This is a genomic window from Nocardia sp. NPDC003693, assembly GCF_053981095.1.
Genome location: NZ_JBSFNO010000003.1, coordinates 18,423 through 39,282 on the forward strand (window position 1 = coordinate 18,423; position 20,860 = coordinate 39,282).

Consider the following 20,860-nt stretch of genomic DNA (forward strand, 5'->3'; position numbering starts at 1 on the left):
GCGAGCCTAGCCGTCGCCGGTCAGTAGCTCGGCAGGGTGTAGTCGTCGGTGGTCTCGAGCATCTTCATCATCACCGGCTTCATCACCTTGGTGGTGAGCAGTTTGCCGACCTGCTGTGCGGCGGCCAGTCCCAGCTTGGTCTTGGGCACCATCATCTGGATGCCGCCGCCCGGAATCTCCTTGGCCTTGTCCAGGAACGGCGTGATCGCGGCCTCGTAGCGGGCGAGCGCGCCCGGGACATCACCCGGGGTTGCGGCGAGCTCGCCGGCCAGGATGTAGGCGCCCACCACGGCCATGGCCGTGCCCATACCGGTCATGGGCGAACCGCAGAAGCCCGAATCACCCAGCAGCGTCACCCGTCCCGCGGACAGCGTCGGCATGTCCACGCGAACCAGCTCGTCGAAGTAGAAGTCGGTCGCGTCCGGCAGCTGCGCCAGAATGTCCGGGGCCAGCCAGCCCGCCTCGGCGAGCATCTCGCGCAACAGTCGCTGCTGGGCCGGAACATCGCGCCGCAGCGCCGGATCGGCGTCGGTGCGCAGGGTGATGATGGCCTTGGAAGTGGCCGGGTCGGCGTCGGGCCGCACGCCGACCGAGGCGCGCGGCACCACGTGGGTGATCATCCAATCCGGTTCGGCCTGCGGGGGAGTGGCGATCGTGTAGAAGGACATGTAGCCGCCCAGGTAGGTGGTGAAACGCTCCTCGGGGCCGAAGGCCAGCGCGCGGGTCTTGGAGTGCACCCCGTCCGCGCCGATGACCAGCTCGTAGCGTTCGACCGCACCGGAGGCGAAGGTGACCTCCACCCCGTCGTCGTCTTGGCCGAGGGCCTCGATCCATTCGCCGTAGCGGTAGTCGAGTTCGCCCGGGGCGCCGGCCAATTCGGTGAGCAGCACCTGGTTCAGGTCGCCGCGGCTGATCTCGATGTCCGCGACCGGGCCCTTGCCGTCGAACATGTCCATCGGCATCCGGTACTTCTCGTTGCCGTCGTGGTCGACCACGACCATGCCCTTCTCGTGCAGCAGATGCTTGCGAATCCCCTCGGTCAGGCCCATGCGCTCGGCGACCTCCCGGCTGGGCCCGCGCAGGTCGACCGCCTGGCCACCCGGTCGGGGAGCGGTGGCGCGCTCGACCACGGTGACCGCGATGCCGGCGCGAAGCAGTTGCAGCGCAACGGCATTGCCTGCGATGCCGCCGCCGGCGACGAGGACGCGGGGGGTGGAGATGGCGTTCATGGTGACTCCCTGTGCTGTAGAACGTTTGTCTAAGACATATGTCTAACAGAGTCTGGCACGGCTGTCTAGAACAAATGTCTAAGACGCTGGTAACCTGCGGCTATGGGAAACCGGGAAGACCTTCTATCGGGTGCGCGGCAGGCCATCCTCGATCACGGCCTGGCCAAGGTGACCGCACGCGACATCGCCAAGGCGGCCGGTGTCAGCCTGGCCGCCATCGGCTACCACTTCGGATCCAAGGACCAGCTCGTCACCGAGGCGCTGACCGAGGGCGTCGGCGCGGCCATCGGCGACGAGATGGACGCGGTCATCAAGCGCACGGGTCAGGGCGCGAGCGCGGGGGAGTCCGTCGCCGGCACCTGGGACGGGTTCCTCGGCATCCTGCGCGGCAATCAGCAGTCGCTGCTACTGAGCCTCGAGAACGGGCTGCGCATTGCCCGCAATCCCGAATCGCAGTCGTTCATGAACGAGGCGACCGGCCGCGCGCTCGGTGAGATGGCCGAGCTGCTGCGCGAGACCCATCCGGAGCTGTCGGCGGATCAGGCGGCCGCCGTGGCGAAGCTGTACTTCCTGCTGTTCCAGGGGATGTCCCTGCAGTCACTCATCGCGCCCGGCGGGGACCTTTTCGACGGTGACGACCTCGTGACCGCCATCGGCGCCCTGCGCGGGAGTTGAGACCAGGTCCTGCGGGGTGGCCGGCACCGCGTGCTGTGTAGCGGGTGGGATCGCGTGCTGCGCGGCGGGCGAGATCGGTGCGTGCGGCTCGCCCGCGAGCTCACCCGCCTCGATGTGGCGCAGCCGGATCATCGCCATGACCGCCAGCACCAGCGCCGCGCCCGCGGCGATCGCCGAGGTCAGGTGCATCCCGGTCAGGAACGCCTGTTTCGCGGCCTCGGCCACCGCCGACCCCAGCTTGCCCGGCAGCGCGTTCGCGACCTCCATCGCGGCGCCCAGGGTGTCGCGCGCCGCGCGCGCGTCGTCGTCGCGCAGACCGTACGGCAGGGTGTCGTTCAGCTGCCCGCGATAGATCGCGATGCTGAGACTGCCGAGCATGGAAATGCCGAGCGCCCCGCCGAATTCGGCCCCGGTCTCGGCCAGCCCCGAGGCGGCGCCGGACTGCTCGGGCGGCGCGGTACCCACGGTCAGCTCGGTGGTGATGCCGAAGACCGGTGCGAGTCCGAACGAGACCAGCAGCGAGGCGATCACCGTGATCGTCACCCCGCCCTCCAGGCCGATCCTGGTCAGCAGCAGCAGACCGGTCGCCGCCATGGCCATGCCACCGCCGATCATGTGGGCGGGCCGGACCACCCGGCTCAGTCGCGGTCCGAGCTGCGAGCCGATCATGAACCCCAAACCCGCCGGGATGGTGGCGATTCCGGCCTGCAACGGCGACATGCCCAGCACCAGCTGGAAATACTGACCGACGAACAGGAAGTACCCGAACGCCGCGAAGATCGCGACCATGTTGATCGTCAGCGCCGTGCGGAAGCTGCTGTGCCGGAACAGGCGCAGATCGAGCATGGGTTCGGCCGAGGTCAGCTGCCGCCGCACGAAGATCCCGCCCACGAGCAGTCCGGCGGCCATCGCGCCGACCGCCGACGGCACCGGGCCGTCCTGGGCGAGCTTCTTCATGCCGAACACCACCAGCAGGATCGCGCTCGTGCACAGGGCGGCGCTGAGCAGGTCCAGCCGCCCGGCGTGCGGATCGCGGTACTCGGGCAGCACCCGCGGGGCCAGGATCAGCAGCAGCACCATGACCGGTACGGCGAGCAGGAACACCGCTCCCCACCAGAAGTGCTCGAGCATGATCCCGCCCGCGAGCGGGCCGATCGAACCGCCGACGGAGAACGCTCCCACCCACACCCCGACGGCGACCGAGCGCTGCGCGGGGTCGCGAAACATGGTGAATATCAACGAGAGTGTGGACGGCGCGAGGGTGGCGCCCGCGACGCCGAGCAGGGCGCGGCAGGCGATCAGGACCGGGGCCGAGGGGGCGAACGCGGCGATGATCGACACCGCCGCGAAGGCCGCCGCCCCGGCCATGAGTAGTCGTCTGCGGCCGATCCGATCGCCGATGGTGCCCATGGTCAACAGCAGGCCCGCAACCAGAAAGCCGTAAACGTCGATTATCCAGAGTAATTGGGAGCTCGTCGGTCTGAGCTCGGCGCTGATCTGGGGCACGGCCAGGTGCAGGACCGTGAGGTCCATCGAATACACCAGACACGCGAGGGCGAGCACCGCCAATCCCGTCCACTCGCGGCGCCCCACCTTTCCGGTGGGGTTTGTGTCCGCCGCAGCAGTCAACAGGGGGGCCGGTGTGTCCACGATGACGTCCTCCATTCGCTTGCCGGCAGGGGGCCGACAATCACGATGTCGGTTTCAGCATCTCATTTATTAACGGGAGAAATAGCCGGTGTCCGAAGGGAATTCGCATGATTCGCCGATGTGTTTGCGGGTGTGCGTGCAGCTGTGCCGAACACTGTTTCGGCTACTGAAAACCGGCCGGTCGGACTGTCCAGGTCGGGGTGTGTGTGCCATATTGCGAAGCAGGCCACGGATGGTCCGGATACTCGCGCAGTGCCGGCGTCGCGGTGGTTATGCCGTGGTGGGTGCTGGTGTAGGCCGCCGAGGGCGGGTCGGCGGGCGGGTGATCGGGTGTGCGACCGGGGGCCGACAGCAGCCAGGAACCCGTCCGGGCCAGGGCAACTCGCACGTCACGGCCGTGCCCGTCGCCCCGGCGGGCGGTCAGCGCGTCCAGGATCCCGGCGGCCAGCAGGTACCCGCTCGCGTGATCCAGGGCCTGCGCGGGCAGGGCCCCGGGTGGGTGCCCGGCGCCGGAATTGCGCTGTGCGCCTTCGATAAGTGATATTCCGGACGCGGCTTGCACAATACTGTCGAAACCGCGTCGGTCACCCCACGGACCGGCTTCGCCCCACGCCGAAACACGGCCGTGCAGAATTCCGGGGCGAATTCTACTCGCGTCCAACCCGGCTCGTTTCAAAGCGCCCGGTCGGTAACCTGTAATCAATACGTCCGCATTGCTCAGCAATTCCTGTAATTCGGACCGGTGGGTGCGCAAATCGACCAGCGTGGAACGCTTTCCCTGGCAGGTGTCCAGAAACTGCCACTCGATCTCGGGCAGCCACGGCGGATCCACCCGCAGCACATCGGCGCCGAGCAGCGCCAGGGCGCGCGTGGCGACCGGACCTGCGATGACGCGCGTCAGATCGAGTACCCGGACGCCGAGCAGTGGATGCATTTGCGTTGCCGCAGAATGGGATTGGATATTGACAAGATCATCCCGCCGGTGCGTGGCGACCAACGGGCCCGCGGCGGCCGCACGCCCCTGCGCGGTGGCGGCCCATTCGCCTTCGGTGCGTACCCCGACCGCGATGGCCCCCAATTCCGCGGCGCGCTCCTCGATAACGTCGGCGGGCAGCGCCGCGATGCGCGCGGCGACCGCGGCCCGGTCCGCGGTATCGGGCAGGTCCAGCACCCTTAACAGCTTCGCTCGATGGTGCGGATAATTGGCGTGCGTTCGCAACCAGCCATTCGCACACTCGAAGAAGCCCGAGAATTCCGCGAAGGCGTTCACCGGCGTGCCGCCGTCCCGGAAGAGCCGGTCGCTCTGGAACGCCGCGGCCACCCGCGCCGGGTCGAGGACGCTGTGCGACGGGGGCAGCCCCAGGGCGACCCGCCACCGATCCGCCGCGGCGGCGAAGCTCGCCACCGAACCACCGGCGAGCGCCCAGACGGGCAGCGTCGCAGCCAGATTCGCGCCCGGATCGACGGCGGGCATACTCGACTCCGGCACCCCCGCGGCGGACTCGTACTCTCGGACCAGGGCTGCGTAGGCGCTCACGACAGCGACACTAATACTCGAAGGAGAACCGCCGTGGTGGCACATCTCACCGGCACACCCTGGTTGCGTGAGCTGCGACGCGACCTGATCGCGCGCACGGTCCTGGTGTGCTTCCCACCCGGCGGCGGGGCGGTCACCGCCTATCGCTCCCTCGCCGGGCTGATCGGTCCCGGCACAACGGTTTTCGCCGTCCAGTACCCCGGCCGCCAGGATCGCTACGCCGACGAGCCCGTCGGTGTCCTGACCGACCTGGCCGCCGCGATCGCCGATGATCTGCTGTCCTGGCCCGCCGGCACCCGCCTGGCCCTGTTCGGCCACAGCATGGGCGCGACCGTCGCCTACGAGACCGCCCGCCGCCTCGCCGATGCCGGTCGCGCGCCCGCCCATCTGTTCGTCTCCGGCCGGCCGGTGCCCGCCTACGCGGACCCGGGCCGCGTCCATCTCGGCACCGATGCCGACCTCATCGTCGAGCTGGAACGCCTGGCCAACGACCCGGCCTCGGTCGCCATCCTGCGCGAGGAGCCGGGCCTGGCCGAGCTCGTCCTCCCTGCCGTCCGAGCCGACTACACGGCCGTCGAAACCTACCGTCACCGGCCGGGCGACCCGCTGCCCTGCCCGATCACCGCGCTCGTCAGCACCGAGGATCCCACCGTCACGGTCGAGCAGGCGGGGGAGTGGGCGAGCTACACGACCGCGGACTTCGACCTGGTGACGTTCCCCGGCGCGCACTTCTACCTGGACCTGCCCGACCAAACCCCGGCGGTCGCGAAAACCCTCACCGACCGCCTGGCTGCTGCTCACAGCAGCTGACCGCTCGGGATGCGGCGGGCCTAGCGCGGTTGCGCCGGGTTCGTGCCGTGGTGATGGCGCGGCGGCATGAGTTCGTCGACCACCACCAGATTTCCGCCGGCCTGTTTGGCCCGGTACATCGCCGCGTCGGCCGATTGCAGCAGCCGGTCGGCCGTCGGGCGCGGACATCGAGGGCAGGTCGTGGCGTCGAAGAGCGCCGCGCCGACACTCGCGGTGACCGTGGTGTCGGCCGGTTCGGCGACGACCTGTCGCAGCCGCTCGGCCTCGGCGCGTGCGGCGGCCGCGGCGATCGGGAGCGCGACCACGAATTCCTCACCGCCCGTACGCGCTACGACCGCCTCGCCGCCGGCGGCCTCTCGAAGCCGCCGCGCGGTACGCACCAGCACGCGGTCGCCGACGCTGTGCCCCCAGGTGTCGTTGACGCTCTTGAATCGATCGAGGTCCAGGTACAGGACACAGACCGCGGAATGGCGTTCGACCAGCAGTGGCAGCCGCGTCTCGAGACCCCGCCGATTCAGCAGTTCGGTCAGCGGGTCCGCCAGCGACTCGATGCGCAGCAGCCAGTACAGGATCTTGAACGCCGGCAGCGCGGTGATCGCCGCGAGCAGCAGCAGCGCGACCGCGACGGCCAGGCGGACGTCCTCGCCGCCGGTGGCGATCCGCACCGAGAAGAGCGTCACCGACAGCACCGACCACGCCGAGTGCGCGAGCAGGGCCGGGGCGCCGTGGAAGACGCACAGGTAGCTTCCGGTGACCACGAGCAGCACCGTGCCCGTCGCCCCGAACAATCGGTTCGGCACCTGTAGGAACTCGATCGTGAAAAGTACGTCGGCGCAACCGATCAGCACGAGCGACTCGATCCGGCTCGGCCACGGCAGCAGCCACCACCGCAACGCCCACGCGGTCCCCGCCACCACCCCGACCGTCGAGGGGATGCCGGGATGCCCGGGCGGTCCCACCGGCGTGCCCGCGATCACCGCGCCCATGACTGCGATCGCGGCCCCCGTGGTGCCGATCAAGATCTTGAGAGGGGTGAGGGCCGATCGGGCTCCCAGGGTGCGTACCAGCCAGTTGTAGTCGACCGCGTCGTGCCACCACGCCCGCAGTGTCCTGCTGTCACTCATCGACTCACCCTCGGTCCCGACCGCGTTGCCCGGTGCCGCTCGTACCGAGCGCTGACGACCGTCGACGTCTTACCGGCGCATCGGCGGCAACTCAGGTCGCCCTCAGTCATACCCGATACGGACAAATGTGTCGTGAGGCACAGCGGTGTGTCGGTGTCCGTCCGGGACCCGACTGGTCTCGGTGGCGCATTACGCGTGCTCTCCGGTCGGGGTCCGCGAAGTTCGGAATCGGTACGTCGAGGATCGAGAAGTGCTGGCGCACAGAGCATTAGGGATGTGCTGGGCACGTGCGGTCGGTGCGGCAGCGCGGCGCCGATCCAGCAATAGATTGCTGTAATGTTGCTATGGGTGGGTTCCGGCTCATCCGCCGATCCGAGTGGAAGGTGCGAGCATTGACCAATCTGGACGGAAAAACCATCATCATCACCGGCGCCGCACGAGGTATCGGCGCCGAAACCGCCGGGCAGGCGATCACCGCGGGCGCGAACGTCGTCGTAGCGGACGTGCTGGTCGAGGAAGGGCAGGCGCTGGTCGCCGAACTCGGCGACCGGGCGCGTTTCATCGAGCTGGATGTGACCTCCGAACCCGCGTGGGCCGAGGCGGTCGCGCTGGCCGAACGCGAGCTCGGCCCACTGACCGGACTGGTCAACAACGCTGGAGTCTCCACCGGAGCGCCCTTCGACACCGAAACGCTCGAGCACTTCCGCAAAGTTCTGGACATCAACCTTGTCGGTGTCTTCCTGGGCATGCGGGCGGTGATGCCGTCCCTGCGCGCCGGCGGGGCCGGGTCGATCGTGAACATCTCCTCCGCAGCCGGGTTGATGGGACTGGCACTGACCGGTAGCTACGGCGCCTCCAAATGGGGTGTGCGCGGGCTGACCAAGGTCGCCGCAGTGGAAAACGGTACCGCCAACGTCCGCGTCAACTCCGTGCACCCGGGGATGACCTTCACTCCCATGACCTCCCGGATCGGCATCGCCGAAGGCCCGGGAAACTACCCGAACACCCCCATGGGGCGGGTCGGGGTACCGTCCGAGATCGCGGCCGCGATCATCTTCCTGCTCTCGGACGCCGCCTCCTACATCACCGGCGCCGAAATCGCGGTCGATGGCGGCTGGACGGCGGGCCCGACCGTGAAATACGTGATGGGCCAATAGCCGCACGAGTACCTCGAGGACGACAACAATGCCGACCAACAACCTCGAACAGCCGATCGTCGTCGGAATCGACGCCTCCGAACCCTCTCGGTACGCGCTGCAGTGGGCGAGCAGGGCGGCGGCAGCGCGCCGGGCTCCACTGCATGTGGTGTTCGCCGTGCCCCAGTACATCGACACACCCCTGGACGACAGCCCGGTCCGGCTCTACCGCGGCGAGTACCGGCACTTTGTGGAGTCCGCGCTGGCGAGTGCCGCCCGGGACGCGCACGTCCTGGCCGGCGCGGACTCTCCGATCGAGGTCCGCACCTTTCTCATCGACGGTCATCCGGTACCGGCACTGTGCGATCTGGCCCGCACCGCACGATATGTCGTGGTCGGCTCGCGGGGACTGGGCGCCTACCATCGCAGCGTGCTCGGGTCGGTGAGTACCGCGCTGGCCCGTCATGCCCCGGGCTCGGTGGTGGTCGTTCCCGAACAGACTCCCGACTACTCACCGGACCCGGTCGTGATCGGGGTCGACGGCTCTCCGTACAGCACCCGCGCGGTGGAGATCGCGTTCGATGAGGCCGCGCGGCGGGGTGTCGAACTCGTCGCTGTCCACGCCTGGAACTCGCACGGGGACAACACCTCACCCACGACCGCCGAGGACGGTGAACAGGTGCTGTCCCGGGTTTTGGCCCGCCAACGCGAGTCCTTTCCGGGCGTGACCGTGCGCGAAGTGCTGGTGCAGGATCGCCCGGTGCGCGCGCTGCTCGCACAGTCCACCCGGGCTCAACTGGTGGTCGTGGCCAGCCACGGTGGCGGCGGATTCGCGGGGATGACGTTGGGGTCGACCAGCCAAGGTGTGCTGCACGCCATCGACCGTCCCTTGATCATCGTGCGGCCACGCAACTGAGAACCCGACCCCATTCGTGAACCCGAGAAACGAGTAGATGCGACGCGCGAAGCGTGTCACCAACTGGGCATACGTGTCGATAGGGCGGTCTACGTGGTGGCCCTGCCGTGTCGGCGACGCGAGGTTCGGAGCCAGAGCCCGGTCCACGAAATCACGACGACCACGGCCACCAGAGCCCGAACCAGTTCGAGAGCGCTCGCGGGGTAGATCACGCCGGTGATGTAGTGGTCGATGAACCCGCTCGGGGGTAGACCTGCCTCCCCGGCCTGCTTTCGGGCCCAGTTCTCCAAATCGGTTAACGGGCAATCGATTCCGATCAGGATGGTGCTGAAACCCCAGCCGAACGCGGCCAGGTGCAGCCAGATCGTCCGAGGCCACCGCCACGCGATGAATCCGCCGACCACCACGTAGGCGACGAAGAGGAAGTGCACGCCGGCGGTGACGTCCGCGAGCAGCCGGAAGAACATGTTCCCAGGATAGAAGCACGGTCAACGAAGCGCCCATTTACATACCAACACTTGGATATGCGCATCTACTAATGTTTTTACGGTGTGTTGTCCGCCCGCGAAGGGGAGGGCCTGGCGTGCTTGGCAGACATCTAAATCGGCTGGTGCAGAACGCAACTGGCTCCTACGGATGCTCCTGCGGCAATCGGCACCGTCGACAGCAGGGTAGGGGAGCGGTCGCGCCGGCGTGATCGCTCTTGGCGCGGAAGGGTAGACACCGTCCAGTAGGCGCCTCTCGGTGAGAGGGTTATGCAGGTCAAGGCGGTTCGTGGAGTGGTCTGCGATTCTTCGGAGCTTTTAGATACCTATACGTCAATATGCGCATCTAACTATGTATTGCACTTTTAAGACGCCAAAACACCCCAAACCCCACAAGGTCTAAAGACTGCCTTGAAAAGAGGGGCGGGGCGCGGTGGCGTGACTACCGAAAGTTGGTTACCAGGCGGAGGATTCGTAGTCCTTGAGGAACACGCCGTACAGGTCATCGCCGTCTTCGCCGCGCACGATCGGGTCGTATACGCGGGCCGCGCCGTCGACCAGATCGAGGGGAGCGTGGAAGCCCTCCTCGGCCAGGCGGATCTTGGTGTAGTGCGGGCGCTCGTCGGTGATCCAGCCGGTGTCCACGGCGGTCATGAGGATGTTGTCGGCCTCGAACATCTCGCGGGCGCTGGTGCGGGTCAGCATGTTCAGGGCGGCCTTGGCCATGTTGGTGTGCGGGTGGCCGGCGCCTTTGTAGGCGCGGCCGAAGACGCCCTCCATGGCGGACACGTTCACGACGTACTTGCGGCGGCCGGCGGCCGCGGCCATGGCGGGGCGCAGGCGCGAGATGAGGATGAACGGTGCGACCGAGTTGCACAGCTGCACTTCGAGGAGTTCGGTCGCGTCGACCTCGCCGACGGTCTGGACCCAGCTGTTGGTGTGCGCGAGGTCGGGGACCAGGCCGCCGGCGTCGATGGCCACGCCGCGCGAAATGCGTTCGGGGGTGGCCGATCCCGCGATGAGGGCGAGGTCGGTGATGTCGGCGCCGGTGAGGGTCGGGGTCAGCGAGGCGGTGATGGAGGCGGGGTGGGCCTGCATGGTCTTGCCGAAGCTGATGACGTCGGGGAGTTCGCCGGCGGGCAGCGGGGCGTTCTCGGCTTCGACGAGGGCGCTGTAGGAGCCGGTGGAGCGGCGCACGGTCTGCGCGGCGTTGTTGATGAGGATGTCGAGCGGGCCCTGGGCGGCGACGTCGTCGGCGAGGGCGACGACCTGGGCCGGGTCGCGCAGGTCGATGCCGACGATGCGCAGGCGGTGCAGCCAGTCGGCGCTGTCGGGCTGGGCGGCGAAGCGGCGGATGGCGTCGTTGGGGAAGCGGGTGGTGACGGTGGTGTGGGCGCCGTCGCGCAGCAGGCGCAGGGCGATGTACATGCCGATCTTGGCGCGGCCGCCGGTGAGCAGGGCGCGTTTGCCGGTCAGGTCGGTGCGGGCGTCGCGTTTGGCGTGGCTGCGGGCGGCGCATTCGGGGCAGAGCTGGTGGTAGAAGGCGTCGACGCGGGTGTATTTCTGCTTGCAGATGTAGCAGGGTCGCGCGCGCAGCAGGGTGCCGGCGGTGCCGCTGTCGGTGACAGAGCCGCTGATGGGGATGCCCGCGGTTTCGTCGTCGATGCGGTTGGGGGAGCCGGTGGCGGTGGCGGCGATGACGGCTTTGTCGGCGGCGGAGATGGTGTCGCGGGCGGCGATGCGGCGGCGCTGCTTGAGTTTTTTGAACATGTGCCCGACGGCGCGCTGGACGGTGACCGAGTCGGGGTGGTCCTTGTCGAGTTCGGCGGCGTGTTCGAGGACCCGGAGGCAGATGGCCAGTTCGTCGGGGTCGATGGCCGTGTTCTCGAGAGTCTGGTCCAGTGCGGTGTGCTCGGCCATCGGTACGGGTGGGGTCCTTCGTGGGGGCTGCGGGTGAGGTTCCATTGTTGCATCGCGGGGTTGGTGGTTTTGACCGGCGGTGGGTGGTCGCGATGGCGGTCACAGTCGGTGTGTGGGTCCCGAACGTGCGCGCACCCCGCCGGTTTCGGGGCGGGGTGCGGTGGTGGCGGGTGCTATTCGGCTGTGGCGGTTGCGGGTTCGAGTGCGGTGGCGTGGTGGGGGTGGCCGAGTTCGCGGGCGCGTTCGGCGAGTTGGGCGAGGAGCCGGGCGGGGATTTCGTCGCGTACTCGGGTGAATGCGGTCCAGACGATGTCGGGGGTGTGGATGGTGAGGGCGGTGAGGAAGTCCTCGATGTCGTCCATGGCGTCGATGAGTTCGAGGACGCGGGCGCGGCCGTGTGGTTCCTGGGCGAGGGCGATGTCGACGAGGGTGTCGATGGTGTCGCTCTGGGCGGCTGCGCGTACGGCGGCCAGGAGTTGGTCGCGGGTGAGGTCGCCGATGCAGTGGGCGAGGGTGGGGGTGGTGGTGTCGGGGAGGGCGTGCACCAAAGGCAGTGCCTGGGACCACAGGTGGTGTTCGGCGGTGCTGGTGATGACGGCGCGCAGGACGTCGGGGTCCTGCATGACGGGCAGGGCGGCGAGGCGGCGGCGTTCGGGGTCGGTCATGGCGAGGGCGACGGGGATCATGGCGTCCCAGCGGCCGGCGGTGTGGGCTTGGCGGATGAGGTCGTCGAGGCGGTCGTCGGTTTCGGCGGCGACGCGGGCGGCGACGAAGGCGAGTTGGGCCGGGGGCAGGTGGGCTGCGAGGGGTAGGAGTTCGAGCCAGTGTCCGGCGGTGAGGGCGGTGTCGGTGATGGCGGCGAGGACGGGTTCGGCGTGGACGGCGGGGCGTTCGGCGAACAGGCGCAGGCTGTCGTGGCTCATGGCGCTGGTGATGGGCAGCAGGGTGGCCCAGGCGTCGAGGTCGGCGACGGCGGTGATGAGGGAGTCCAGGACGGGTCCGCCGAGTCCGGCGGCGGTGTCGCCGATCCAGGCGCGGTTGTGGGGTGCGATGGAGTCGAGCAGGTCGATGCCTTCGGCCCACATGTGTTGTTCGGCGGCGGCGCGGATGATGCCGGGGACGCGGTCGGCGACGATGTGCAGGACGCGGTCGATGGCGGTTTTGTCTTCGAGTAGGAAGCCGATGCGCAGCAGGTCGATGTCGCTCATGACGGGTGCGGCGGCGCGCAGGGCGGGTTCGGGGATGACGTGGACGAAGCGGCCCATGGTGATGTGGTCGCCGTGGGCCAGGAGTTCGCGGGCGACTTTTTCGACGAGTGCGGGTGGGACGGCGGCGATGATGGCGGCGGTGCGGCGGGGGTCGATCTGGACGGAGACGTCGGCGAGGAAGGCCGGGGGGAGGGCGGTGGCGATGTCGATGGCGCGGGTGGGGTCGACGGCGCCTGCGATGGCGGCGCACAGGACGGGTCCGAAGGCGCGTTCGGCGACTTTGGCGCTGATGGTGACGGGGACGAGTTTGGCGGCTTGGGCGACTTTGTGGAGGCGTTTGGCGTCGCGGTCGAAGAGGCGGTCGGTGGCGCGTTCGCGGAATTGGCGGATGGCCGCGGGTGGGAGGTCGACGAGGAAGTCGAGGTCGGTGGGGTCCGAGATGCCGAGCAGGCGCGCGAGTTTGGTGGTTTCGGCGACGGCGGCGAGGTGTTCGCTCATAGGCCCAGTGCTTTCTTGACGGCGGGGCGCATGAGGCGCGGGACGTAGTCGAGGGAGTTGGCGATGGCGGTGTCGAGGGTGGTGGCGCGCCGGGTGAGTGCGGCGTTGAGGAGTCGGTCGAGTTCGGTGAGGTCGGTGTCGGTGAGTTGGGCGAGGGCATCGGGCAGGGGTGCCTGCAGGGTGGTGGCGAGGGTGTGTGCGGGTTCGGGCATGGCGGGCTTTCGGGGTGGGCTGCTCGGGTGGGCGGTCGGTGTTGGGTGGGTGCTGCTCTGTGCCGTGCGTACCGCCGGTACGGGTTTCGATACTGGCAGTACGTTCGAAGGGAGCGCAATGCTGGGTGGTTGATCCGGGTTGTGGCCTCGATCACGTGATGTGCGGCGTTGTCGAGTGGTTCCGATGGCGGTATCGCGCTGGAAGGGTTTCGTACCGCCGGTACGTGTACACTGCGCGGGTGGTTCGGATATCTGCCGGTACGGGTGCGGTGACCCGCGATGACATCGTGAACGCGGCGATTCGGGTGATCGATCGTGATGGTCCCCGGCCGAGCATGGATGACATCGCTCGCGAGGCGGGTATCACCAAGCCGCGCCTGTATCGCCAGTTCGCGGACAAGGGTGATCTGTTCACCGAGATCGCCACGCGGATGTCCCAGCGCGCGTTCTCGGCGGCGGGGTCGGATATGACGTTGATGCTGGCGCCGCCGCGGGCGGCGTTGCGGCGGGTTTTCACCGACTATGCGAACGGAATCCTGGAGCACCCCAACGTGTTTCGGTATCTGGGGCAGGCGCCGGTGTTGCAGCAGTCGGGGGTGTTGCAGCTGGATCTGGGGCGGGAGGCGTCGGGGCGGTTGTCGAGGATGGCGCTGTCGGTGGCCGAGGCGGTGCCGCTCGAGACCTCGGGGATCGAGTATCTGTCGCGGGCGCTGGTGGGGGCGGTGGTGGCGATCACGGATCTGTGGTTGCGCGATTCGGATCGGCCGTCCCAGGGGGAGACCGATGAGTTCATCGATCAGGCAACGGAATTGGTGTGGGGGTTGATCGATGGTTTCCTGCGCAGGCAGGGGATCGAGGCCGATCCCGATGTTCCGATTTTCACGACGTTCGCCGAGGTGAATCAGTCGCGGGCGGGGGAGGCGGGGTAGTGCCGGGGGCCGGCTGTTGACACTTTGTTGACACGATGCCAATAGCAGTGCACCCTTGTCCTCGAGGCGCGGTGGTGCGCGCCCGGGAGACGAAGGAACGACAATGGCACGCCCGGCATGGAGCGACAACGAGGTCGAGGCCGTACGCGGACTCGCGAAAACCTTCTTCGAGAAGGAGGTGGTCCCGCACGAGGACAAATTCATCGAACAGGGCCACCCCGACCGTGAGCTCTACCGGCGCGCGGGCGAACTCGGCCTGCTGTGCGCGGCCATTCCGGCCGAATACGGAGGTGGCGGTGGCACTTTCGCGCACGAGGCGGCCATCATCGAAGCCCAGTGCCAGCAGGGTGACGGGGCCATGGGCATGCCGGTGCACTCCTCGATCATCGCGCCCTACATCCACGAGTTCGGGTCCGAGGAGCTCAAGCGCTCGGTGCTGCCGCGCGCGGCCAGCGGGGAGATGGTGCTCTCGATCGGCATGACCGAGCCGGGCACCGGATCGGATCTGCAGGCCATCAAGACCCGTGCGGTGCGCGAGGGCGACGAGTACGTCATCACCGGGTCCAAGATCTTCATCTCCAACGGCTGGCTGTGCGACGGCATCATTCTCGCGGTCAAGACCGACCCGTCCCTGGGCGCGGCCGGGGTCTCTCTGATCTTCGCCGAGGTCGGCGACGACACCCCCGGGTTCACGCGCGGGCGGATCCTGTCCAAGATGGGCGGCAAGGGACAGGACACCGCGGAGCTGTTCTTCGACGGGCTGCGCGTGCCCGCCTCGAATCTGCTGGGCTCGGCCGAGGGCCAGGGCTTCTATCAGATGATGCAGATGCTCGCCCAGGAGCGTCTGGTCACCGCGATCATGGCGGTGGCGATGACCGAGCGCGCGGTCGAGCTGACGATCGAGTACACCAAGGGCCGCGAAGCGTTCGGCAAGCCGCTGTTCGCGATGCAGAACACCCGGTTCGAGCTCGCCGAGTGCGCCACCATCGCCAAGGTGGGCCGGGTTTTCCTGGACGACTGCATCGACAAGCACCTGCGCGGTGAACTGGACATTCCCACCGCTGCCATGTCGAAGTACTGGCTGACCGATCAACTCGGTAATGTGGTGGATCGCTGCCTGCAGTTCTTCGGCGGCTACGGGTACATGACCGAATACCCGATTGCCCAGCTGTACACCGGCGCCCGGATCCTGCGGATCCTCGCGGGCGCCAACGAGGTGATGAAGGACCTCATTGCCCGCTCACTCTGACAGTCACGCACCGTCGAAGCCCGGCGGTACCGAGACCGCGCCGGTGACCGCCGACGACACCCCGTCGCGGCGGCGCCGGCTCGAACCCGACGAACGCCGCGCGCAGATACTGTCCTGCGCCATCGACATGTTCGGCGAGCGTCCGTACGCCGCGGTGTCCACCGCCGAGCTCGCCCAGCGGGCCGGGGTGGCCCGCGGTCTGATCAACCACTACTTCGGCAACAAGCGCGACCTGTACCTGGCGGTCGTGCGCCGGATGGTGACCCTGCCGCGCGCGCTCGAGATGGGGGTGCCCACCGGCACGACCCGCGAGCGCGTGGACGCGAGCGTGTCGTGGTTGCTCGACACGATCGGCGAGCACGGCACGACGTGGGTGAAGGTGACCGGCCTCGAGGGGATCGGTGACGATCCCGAGGTGCAGCGCATCCTGGACGAGGCCGACAACGCCGCGGCGGTCCGCGTGGTGCAGATGGTCGGCCTCGAGGATTCGATGCACAGCGCCGAGCTGCAGGCCCTGGTCCGCTGCTACGGCGGCCTGGTCAAGGCCGCGGGCCGCGAATGGATCGTGCGCGGGAGCCTGAACCGCGCCCAGGTCCACGATCTGCTCGCCGACACCCTCACGACCCTGATCGGCGAGTCCTTCCCGAAGGTCCACGGCGCGGGCTGATCCCGGCACGCGCGCCAGGCGTGCACCCGATACGACCGAGAACACCGGATGGTCCCGGCTCGACCCGTCGAGCCGGGACCATCGCGGTATCGCCGGTCGGAGGGTGAACCGAACGAAGGTCGGCGGCCGAGCGGGATGCGCGAAATAGCCCAGTCCCACAGCGCTCGCGCTGGGGAAGAACACGACGGAGGGCCCGCCGCTGCTGGCATCCACCGCCCTGTCGCGGGCACCGCGAGCGTCAGGAGGGTTGGCCGAAGGCGCGAAAATGCTTGTGCCGCAGCGTGCTTTCGGAGAGCTGAGTCAGGGGCGATCACCGGAGTCGAGTGACGGTCCGGAGGGTGCGGCCGGGGCCAGCTAGAGGCGGGGGTCGAAGACCAGGCGGAAGTTGGTCAGGGACAGGGCGTTCGCGGGGCCGTGGTCGGCGTCCACCCAGAACTCGCGGCCGGGGAGCTCGTTGCGGGGCAGGTCGGCTTGGGCGGCTATCACCGCGGCGGACCATTGGATGGCCATCCATGAGGGGTGCCAGGGGGTTTCGAGGTAGGCGATCGCTCTGTCGCCCTCGCCGATCACCAGGACGCAGCGCACCTTCACGCGCTCGGTGCTCACCCCACCATGGTGCATCCGGCATCGGCGCGGCGGGTGCGGCGTGCGCGGTTGTGCCGACAATGCAGCCGCGCAGTTACCGTGCGGCCCCGAGTGTGGAGGCGGTCGGAACCGGATCATCGAACGTCCGGCCCGGGATCAGAGGACCCTCGCGAGACGAATCTGGTTTATCGGGGGCCGCTATTCGGCGTCCTTGCGGGCGCGGGAGGGTTGTACGCGGGAGGGCTCGTTCGGCATCTTCGGGTACTGCGGGGGCCAGGGGGCGTCCTGCAGGCCCGCGGCCAGGTCTTTCTCGGACAGGTCGAGCAGGGGGGTCAGGTCCTGGGGGGTGCGGTCGGACCAGGGGTCGCCGAGCTCGGCGAGGCGGGCGGGGACCGTGGCGATGGTCAACTCGTCGTTGGTGACCTCGGGCAGCGCGTCCCAGGAGATCGGGGTCGAGACCTGGGCGCCGACCTTCGGGCGTACGCACCAGGCGCCGAAAACCGTTTTGTGCGGGGCGTTCTGGTTGTAATCGACGAACACCCGGGACCCGCGTTCCTCCTTCCACCACTGGGCGGTGATGGTGTCGGGGTGGCGGCGTTCGAGTTCGCGGGCCAGGGCGACCGCGGCCGCGCGCACCTGGTAGCCGTCCCAGCGCGGCTCGAGCAGCGCGTACAGGTGCAGCCCGCGCGATCCGGAGGTCTTGATGCGCACGTCGATGCCGAGGTCGGTGCACACCTCGCGGGTGCGCTGGGCCGCGGCGCGCAGGTCGTCGAAGGAGATGCCCGGGGAGGGGTCGAGGTCGATGCGCAACTCGTCGGTGACCCCGGTGGGCGGAAGCAGTTCGCCGGCCGCGTCGTGGACCGGGGGCGCGGTGCTCGCGGCGGGGGCGTCGGCGTGGGTGGGCCAGACGTGAAATCCCAAGCAGCCCAGGTTGACCGCCCACAGCAGGTGTGCCATGTCCGCGGCGACCAGGGCGTCGCTGACGGTGCCGTTGGGGGTGGAGACCTCGGTGGTCTGCAACCAGGAGGGCACCGATTTCGGGACGCGTTTCTGGAACCAGGATTTGCCGCCGGCCCCGTCGGGATAGCGTTCGAGCAGTACCGGGCGATCCTTGATGGTGTTCATGATCGGCCCGGCGACCGCGAGGTAGTAGTTGACGAGATCGAGTTTGGTTTCCTCGCGTTTGCTGAAGTAGATCTTGCCGGGGTTGGAGATGGTGACGGTGTGCCCGTCGACCTCGATTTCGACCGAATCGCTCACCGCACAGTGCCTTTCGCCGCTCGGGCTTGATCGAAGATGTCGGCCAGTTCGGCGGGGGCGACCTCGTCGAGCTGGGCGTAGGTGCACGAGCGCGGGGTGCGGTCGGTGCGGAAGCGGGCCAGGCGCCCGCCGTGGCGGAAGCGCCCGGCCATGACGTGTTCGTAGCGGACCTCGGCGACCAGTTCGGGGCGCAGCGGCTCCCACGACAGGTCCTTGCCGCCGGTCCAGCGGCTCACCCCGCCCGGCATCTTGCCGTCGGCGCGGGCCTGGGCGGCGGCGTCGGCCCATTCGCGCCACGGATGATTCTCGAGCGCGTTCTCCCGCAGCGGCGCGAGTTCGGTGACCAATTCTTTGCGGCGTTTGGCGGTGAAGGAGCTGGCCACGCCCACGTGATGGAGGTTGCCCTCGTCGTCGAACAAACCCAGCAGCAGCGATCCGACGCCTTCGCCGTCCTTGTGCCAGCGGAATCCGGCGACCACGCAGTCGGCGGTGCGTTCGTGCTTGACCTTGAACATGACTCGTTTGTCCTGCAGGTAGCCCAGGTCCGCGGCTTTGACCATGACCCCGTCGAAGCCCGCGCCCTCGAACCGGGTGAACCAGTCCTGGGCCACGTCCGGGTCCTCGGTCATGGGGGTGAGGTGGATGCGGGTCGCCCCGGCGTCTGGTCCGCGCGTATCGAGCAGGGTTTCCAGCAGTCGCCGGCGTTCGGCGAACGGCTCACCGGTCAGATCCCGGTCCCCGAGCGCGAGCAGATCGAACGCCACGAAGCTGGCCGGGGTCTCGACCGCCAGTTTGTTGACCCGCGAGGCCGCGGGGTGCAGGCGCTGCTGCAGGGTGTCGAAGTCCAGGCCGTGCTCGGTGACGATCACGATCTCCCCGTCGATCACGCACTTGTCCGGCAGGGCCTTGCCCAGCAGTTCCACCAGTTCGGGGAAGTAGCGGGTCAGGGGCCTGTCGTTGCGCGAGCCCAGTTCGATCTCGTCCCCGTCGCGGAACACGATGCACCGGAAGCCGTCCCATTTGGGTTCGTAGCGCAGTCCGGATTCGCGCGGCAGGGTCGAGACCGATTTGGCGAGCATCGGTTTGACCGGCGGCATGACGGGCAGCTCCACACGACCTCCTCGGGTTGTCTCACCCAGGTAGACGGTGCGACCGGTGAGAAATCACCGGTCGCGGTCCCTCGAAGATCGTACGGGGTCAGCGGTCTGTTTTGCCTGAACCGCTAGTTTTCCAGCCACCCGTGCTGATCGGCGAACGCGGTCAGCCGGTCGCGGATGGTCAGTATTTCCCCGGCGGTGAGCGCGGGGGAGGCGTCCAGCAGCAGTTCGGTGATGAGCCGGCGATGTTCGGCCGCGCTCAACTGCCCGTGCACCCGCTCCTTGGTCTTGTGTGAACGAGCCGGCGGCGGTGGTGCGCTCGTGCCCGCGGCCAGGGCCAGGTTGATGGCCTTGGGCCCCCGATCACCCTCGGTCACGTCGAATTCGAACACCCGCCCCTGTCGCAACTCGTCCTCATCCAGCCCGATGTCGTTGACATGGACGAACACGTCCGGCCCACCGTCTTCCGGACGGATGAAACCGAACCCCCGAGAGCTGTCGAACGACACCAATTTCCCGATGGACACCTGAACACCTGCTCCTCGTCGCCGCGTCCCTCGCGGTAACTCTAGTCCGCGGCTCGATCATTGTCGGAGGAAAGTGCCTTTTGCAACGAATTGAAGACAGTCAGGCCCTGACCAACCATGCCATTGATGATTTCACCGACCCCCTCTGGGCCGTTGAGGACCGTAACATTCGCGTGCGCCAAACCCGCCGCCGCGCTCTTGACGATCTCCGGAAGTTGTTCGATCAGAAGCTGATCGAGCGCGATGCGATTGTTCGAGGCCGCGGCCTCGGCCTGGATGCGGGTGCGGTTCGCCTCGGCCTCGGCCAGGATGCGCACCCGTTCGGCCTCGGCCAGGGCCGGTTTGACGACCTCGGCCTGCAACTGCTGCTCGCGCAGTTCGGCCTGTTTGCGCGCCTGTTCGGCCTGCGCGGTGAGCACCCCCTGCAGGGCCACGGCCTGGGCGAGCGGACCCGCCTGCGCGGCTTCGGCATTGGCCTTGTCGATGTCGTGCTGGTACTGCGCGCGCAGGATCGAGGTCTCGCGCGAGTACTCGGCCTGGCGGCGCAGCGATTCCTGTTCGGCCTGGGCCGCGGCCTGGGCGGCGGCGGCCTGGGCGATCTGGGCGTCACGCTGGACCGCGGCGTTGTGCGGGGCGGCCAATGCTGTGATGTAGCCGAGGTTGCCGTCGTCGATGGACTGGATCTGGAACGAGTCGACCGTGAGCCCGATGTTGCCCATCTCGACCTTGGAGGCCACCAGTACCTCGTCGGCCAGGCGCTGGCGTTCGCGAATGATCTCCTCCACCGTCATCGAGCCCACGATCGAGCGCAGATGACCGGAGAAGATGCGGCCGGTCAGCACCGACATCTCCTGTTCCTGTTCGGACAGGAACCGTTGGGCGGCATTGACGATGGACTGGGTGTCGTTGGCGACCTTGAACGCGATGACCGCGCGCACGTCGAGCTGAATGGCCTGTTTGGTGACGCAGCGTTCGGCGATCTCGGCCTCGAACATCGCCAGCGACAGGAAGCGCACCTTGCGGAAGAACGGCAGCACCCAGGTGCCGTGGCCGATCACCACCCGGAACGGCGCGTTGTCCTTGCTGCCCCCGCCACTGACCAGCATGGCCTCATCGGGATCGGGTACGTGATAACCCAGCACTGTT

At 68.2% G+C, this 20,860-nt stretch carries 19 protein-coding genes and 1 pseudogene; 7 read left to right on the forward strand and 13 right to left on the reverse strand.

The annotated features are described in order from the left end of the window. Nucleotides 1-20: 20 nt before the first annotated feature. Entirely contained in the window at nucleotides 21-1,229 is a 1,209-nt protein-coding gene (locus ACWDOP_RS05500; RefSeq protein WP_456344071.1) for an FAD-dependent monooxygenase, read from the reverse strand. 102 nt (nucleotides 1,230-1,331) lie between these two features. Here ACWDOP_RS05500 and ACWDOP_RS05505 point away from each other — a divergent pair, with 102 nt between their 5' ends. After that, entirely contained in the window at nucleotides 1,332-1,904 is a 573-nt protein-coding gene (locus ACWDOP_RS05505) for a TetR/AcrR family transcriptional regulator (protein WP_456344072.1), read from the forward strand. A gap of 126 nt (nucleotides 1,905-2,030) precedes the next feature. Here the strand turns inward: ACWDOP_RS05505 and ACWDOP_RS05510 are convergent. Continuing rightward, a pseudogene (locus tag ACWDOP_RS05510) lies at nucleotides 2,031-3,554 on the reverse strand (MFS transporter); the annotation flags it as partial. 163 nt (nucleotides 3,555-3,717) lie between these two features. Continuing rightward, entirely contained in the window at nucleotides 3,718-5,091 is a 1,374-nt protein-coding gene (locus tag ACWDOP_RS05515) for a CoA transferase (RefSeq protein WP_456344073.1), read from the reverse strand. Nucleotides 5,092-5,124: 33 nt separating this feature from the next. Between ACWDOP_RS05515 and ACWDOP_RS05520 the strand changes: the two genes are divergently transcribed. Then, nucleotides 5,125-5,901, forward strand: coding sequence for a thioesterase II family protein (locus ACWDOP_RS05520; RefSeq protein ID WP_456344074.1), 777 nt, complete (start codon nucleotides 5,125-5,127; stop codon nucleotides 5,899-5,901). A gap of 20 nt (nucleotides 5,902-5,921) precedes the next feature. Here the strand turns inward: ACWDOP_RS05520 and ACWDOP_RS05525 are convergent, their stop codons facing one another. Then, nucleotides 5,922-7,025 (reverse strand): GGDEF domain-containing protein, encoded by a 1,104-nt coding sequence (locus ACWDOP_RS05525; protein ID WP_456344075.1) that lies wholly within the window; start codon nucleotides 7,023-7,025, stop codon nucleotides 5,922-5,924. 344 nt (nucleotides 7,026-7,369) lie between these two features. On the opposite strand from ACWDOP_RS05525, the gene ACWDOP_RS05530 reads away from it, so the two are divergent. Both ACWDOP_RS05530 and ACWDOP_RS05535 read left to right on the forward strand, forming a co-directional pair. Continuing rightward, nucleotides 7,370-8,182, forward strand: coding sequence for an SDR family oxidoreductase (locus ACWDOP_RS05530; protein WP_456344076.1), 813 nt, complete (start codon nucleotides 7,370-7,372; stop codon nucleotides 8,180-8,182). A 28-nt stretch (nucleotides 8,183-8,210) separates the two neighbouring features. After that, entirely contained in the window at nucleotides 8,211-9,077 is an 867-nt protein-coding gene (locus ACWDOP_RS05535; protein WP_456344077.1) for a universal stress protein, read from the forward strand. 89 nt (nucleotides 9,078-9,166) lie between these two features. On the opposite strand, the gene ACWDOP_RS05540 is transcribed toward ACWDOP_RS05535, so the two are convergent. From ACWDOP_RS05540 to ACWDOP_RS05555, 4 genes are all read right to left on the reverse strand, one after another. Further along, a complete protein-coding gene (locus ACWDOP_RS05540; RefSeq protein WP_456344078.1) occupies nucleotides 9,167-9,544 on the reverse strand; it encodes a DUF2784 domain-containing protein in 378 nt (125 codons plus the stop codon). 474 nt (nucleotides 9,545-10,018) lie between these two features. After that, nucleotides 10,019-11,482: an SDR family NAD(P)-dependent oxidoreductase gene (locus ACWDOP_RS05545; RefSeq protein WP_456344079.1), complete on the reverse strand. Its 1,464-nt coding sequence runs from the start codon at nucleotides 11,480-11,482 to the stop codon at nucleotides 10,019-10,021. 173 nt (nucleotides 11,483-11,655) lie between these two features. Further along, nucleotides 11,656-13,188 carry a hypothetical protein gene (locus ACWDOP_RS05550; protein WP_456344080.1) on the reverse strand — a complete coding sequence of 511 codons (1,533 nt, stop codon included), beginning with the start codon at nucleotides 13,186-13,188 and terminating at the stop codon, nucleotides 11,656-11,658. Continuing rightward, entirely contained in the window at nucleotides 13,185-13,400 is a 216-nt protein-coding gene (locus tag ACWDOP_RS05555; protein ID WP_456344081.1) for a hypothetical protein, read from the reverse strand. The genes ACWDOP_RS05550 and ACWDOP_RS05555 overlap by 4 nt, the downstream gene beginning before the upstream one ends. A gap of 239 nt (nucleotides 13,401-13,639) precedes the next feature. Between ACWDOP_RS05555 and ACWDOP_RS05560 the strand changes: the two genes are divergently transcribed. From ACWDOP_RS05560 to ACWDOP_RS05570, 3 genes are all read left to right on the forward strand, one after another. Further along, nucleotides 13,640-14,329, forward strand: a complete 690-nt coding sequence (locus ACWDOP_RS05560; RefSeq protein WP_454204253.1) for a TetR/AcrR family transcriptional regulator — start codon at nucleotides 13,640-13,642, stop codon at nucleotides 14,327-14,329. Between the two features lie 103 nt (nucleotides 14,330-14,432). Next, a complete protein-coding gene (locus ACWDOP_RS05565; protein ID WP_456344082.1) occupies nucleotides 14,433-15,578 on the forward strand; it encodes an acyl-CoA dehydrogenase family protein in 1,146 nt (381 codons plus the stop codon). After that, nucleotides 15,562-16,245: a TetR/AcrR family transcriptional regulator gene (locus ACWDOP_RS05570; RefSeq protein WP_454204255.1), complete on the forward strand. Its 684-nt coding sequence runs from the start codon at nucleotides 15,562-15,564 to the stop codon at nucleotides 16,243-16,245. The genes ACWDOP_RS05565 and ACWDOP_RS05570 overlap by 17 nt, the downstream gene beginning before the upstream one ends. Nucleotides 16,246-16,599: 354 nt before the next feature. Here ACWDOP_RS05570 and ACWDOP_RS05575 read toward each other — a convergent pair whose 3' ends face one another. The 5 genes from ACWDOP_RS05575 to ACWDOP_RS05595 form a co-directional block, all read right to left on the reverse strand. After that, nucleotides 16,600-16,851, reverse strand: a complete 252-nt coding sequence (locus ACWDOP_RS05575) for a hypothetical protein (protein WP_454204256.1) — start codon at nucleotides 16,849-16,851, stop codon at nucleotides 16,600-16,602. A 177-nt stretch (nucleotides 16,852-17,028) separates the two neighbouring features. Then, nucleotides 17,029-18,090 carry a DNA polymerase domain-containing protein gene (locus ACWDOP_RS05580; RefSeq protein ID WP_454204257.1) on the reverse strand — a complete coding sequence of 354 codons (1,062 nt, stop codon included), beginning with the start codon at nucleotides 18,088-18,090 and terminating at the stop codon, nucleotides 17,029-17,031. Then, entirely contained in the window at nucleotides 18,087-19,202 is a 1,116-nt protein-coding gene (locus ACWDOP_RS05585; RefSeq protein WP_456344083.1) for an ATP-dependent DNA ligase, read from the reverse strand. Before ACWDOP_RS05585 ends, ACWDOP_RS05580 begins: the two co-directional genes overlap by 4 nt. A gap of 110 nt (nucleotides 19,203-19,312) precedes the next feature. Beyond that, a complete protein-coding gene (locus ACWDOP_RS05590; RefSeq protein WP_454204259.1) occupies nucleotides 19,313-19,714 on the reverse strand; it encodes a cold-shock protein in 402 nt (133 codons plus the stop codon). Nucleotides 19,715-19,755: 41 nt separating this feature from the next. Further along, nucleotides 19,756-20,856, reverse strand: a complete 1,101-nt coding sequence (locus ACWDOP_RS05595; protein ID WP_454204405.1) for an SPFH domain-containing protein — start codon at nucleotides 20,854-20,856, stop codon at nucleotides 19,756-19,758. Between the last annotated feature and the right edge of the window lie 4 nt (nucleotides 20,857-20,860).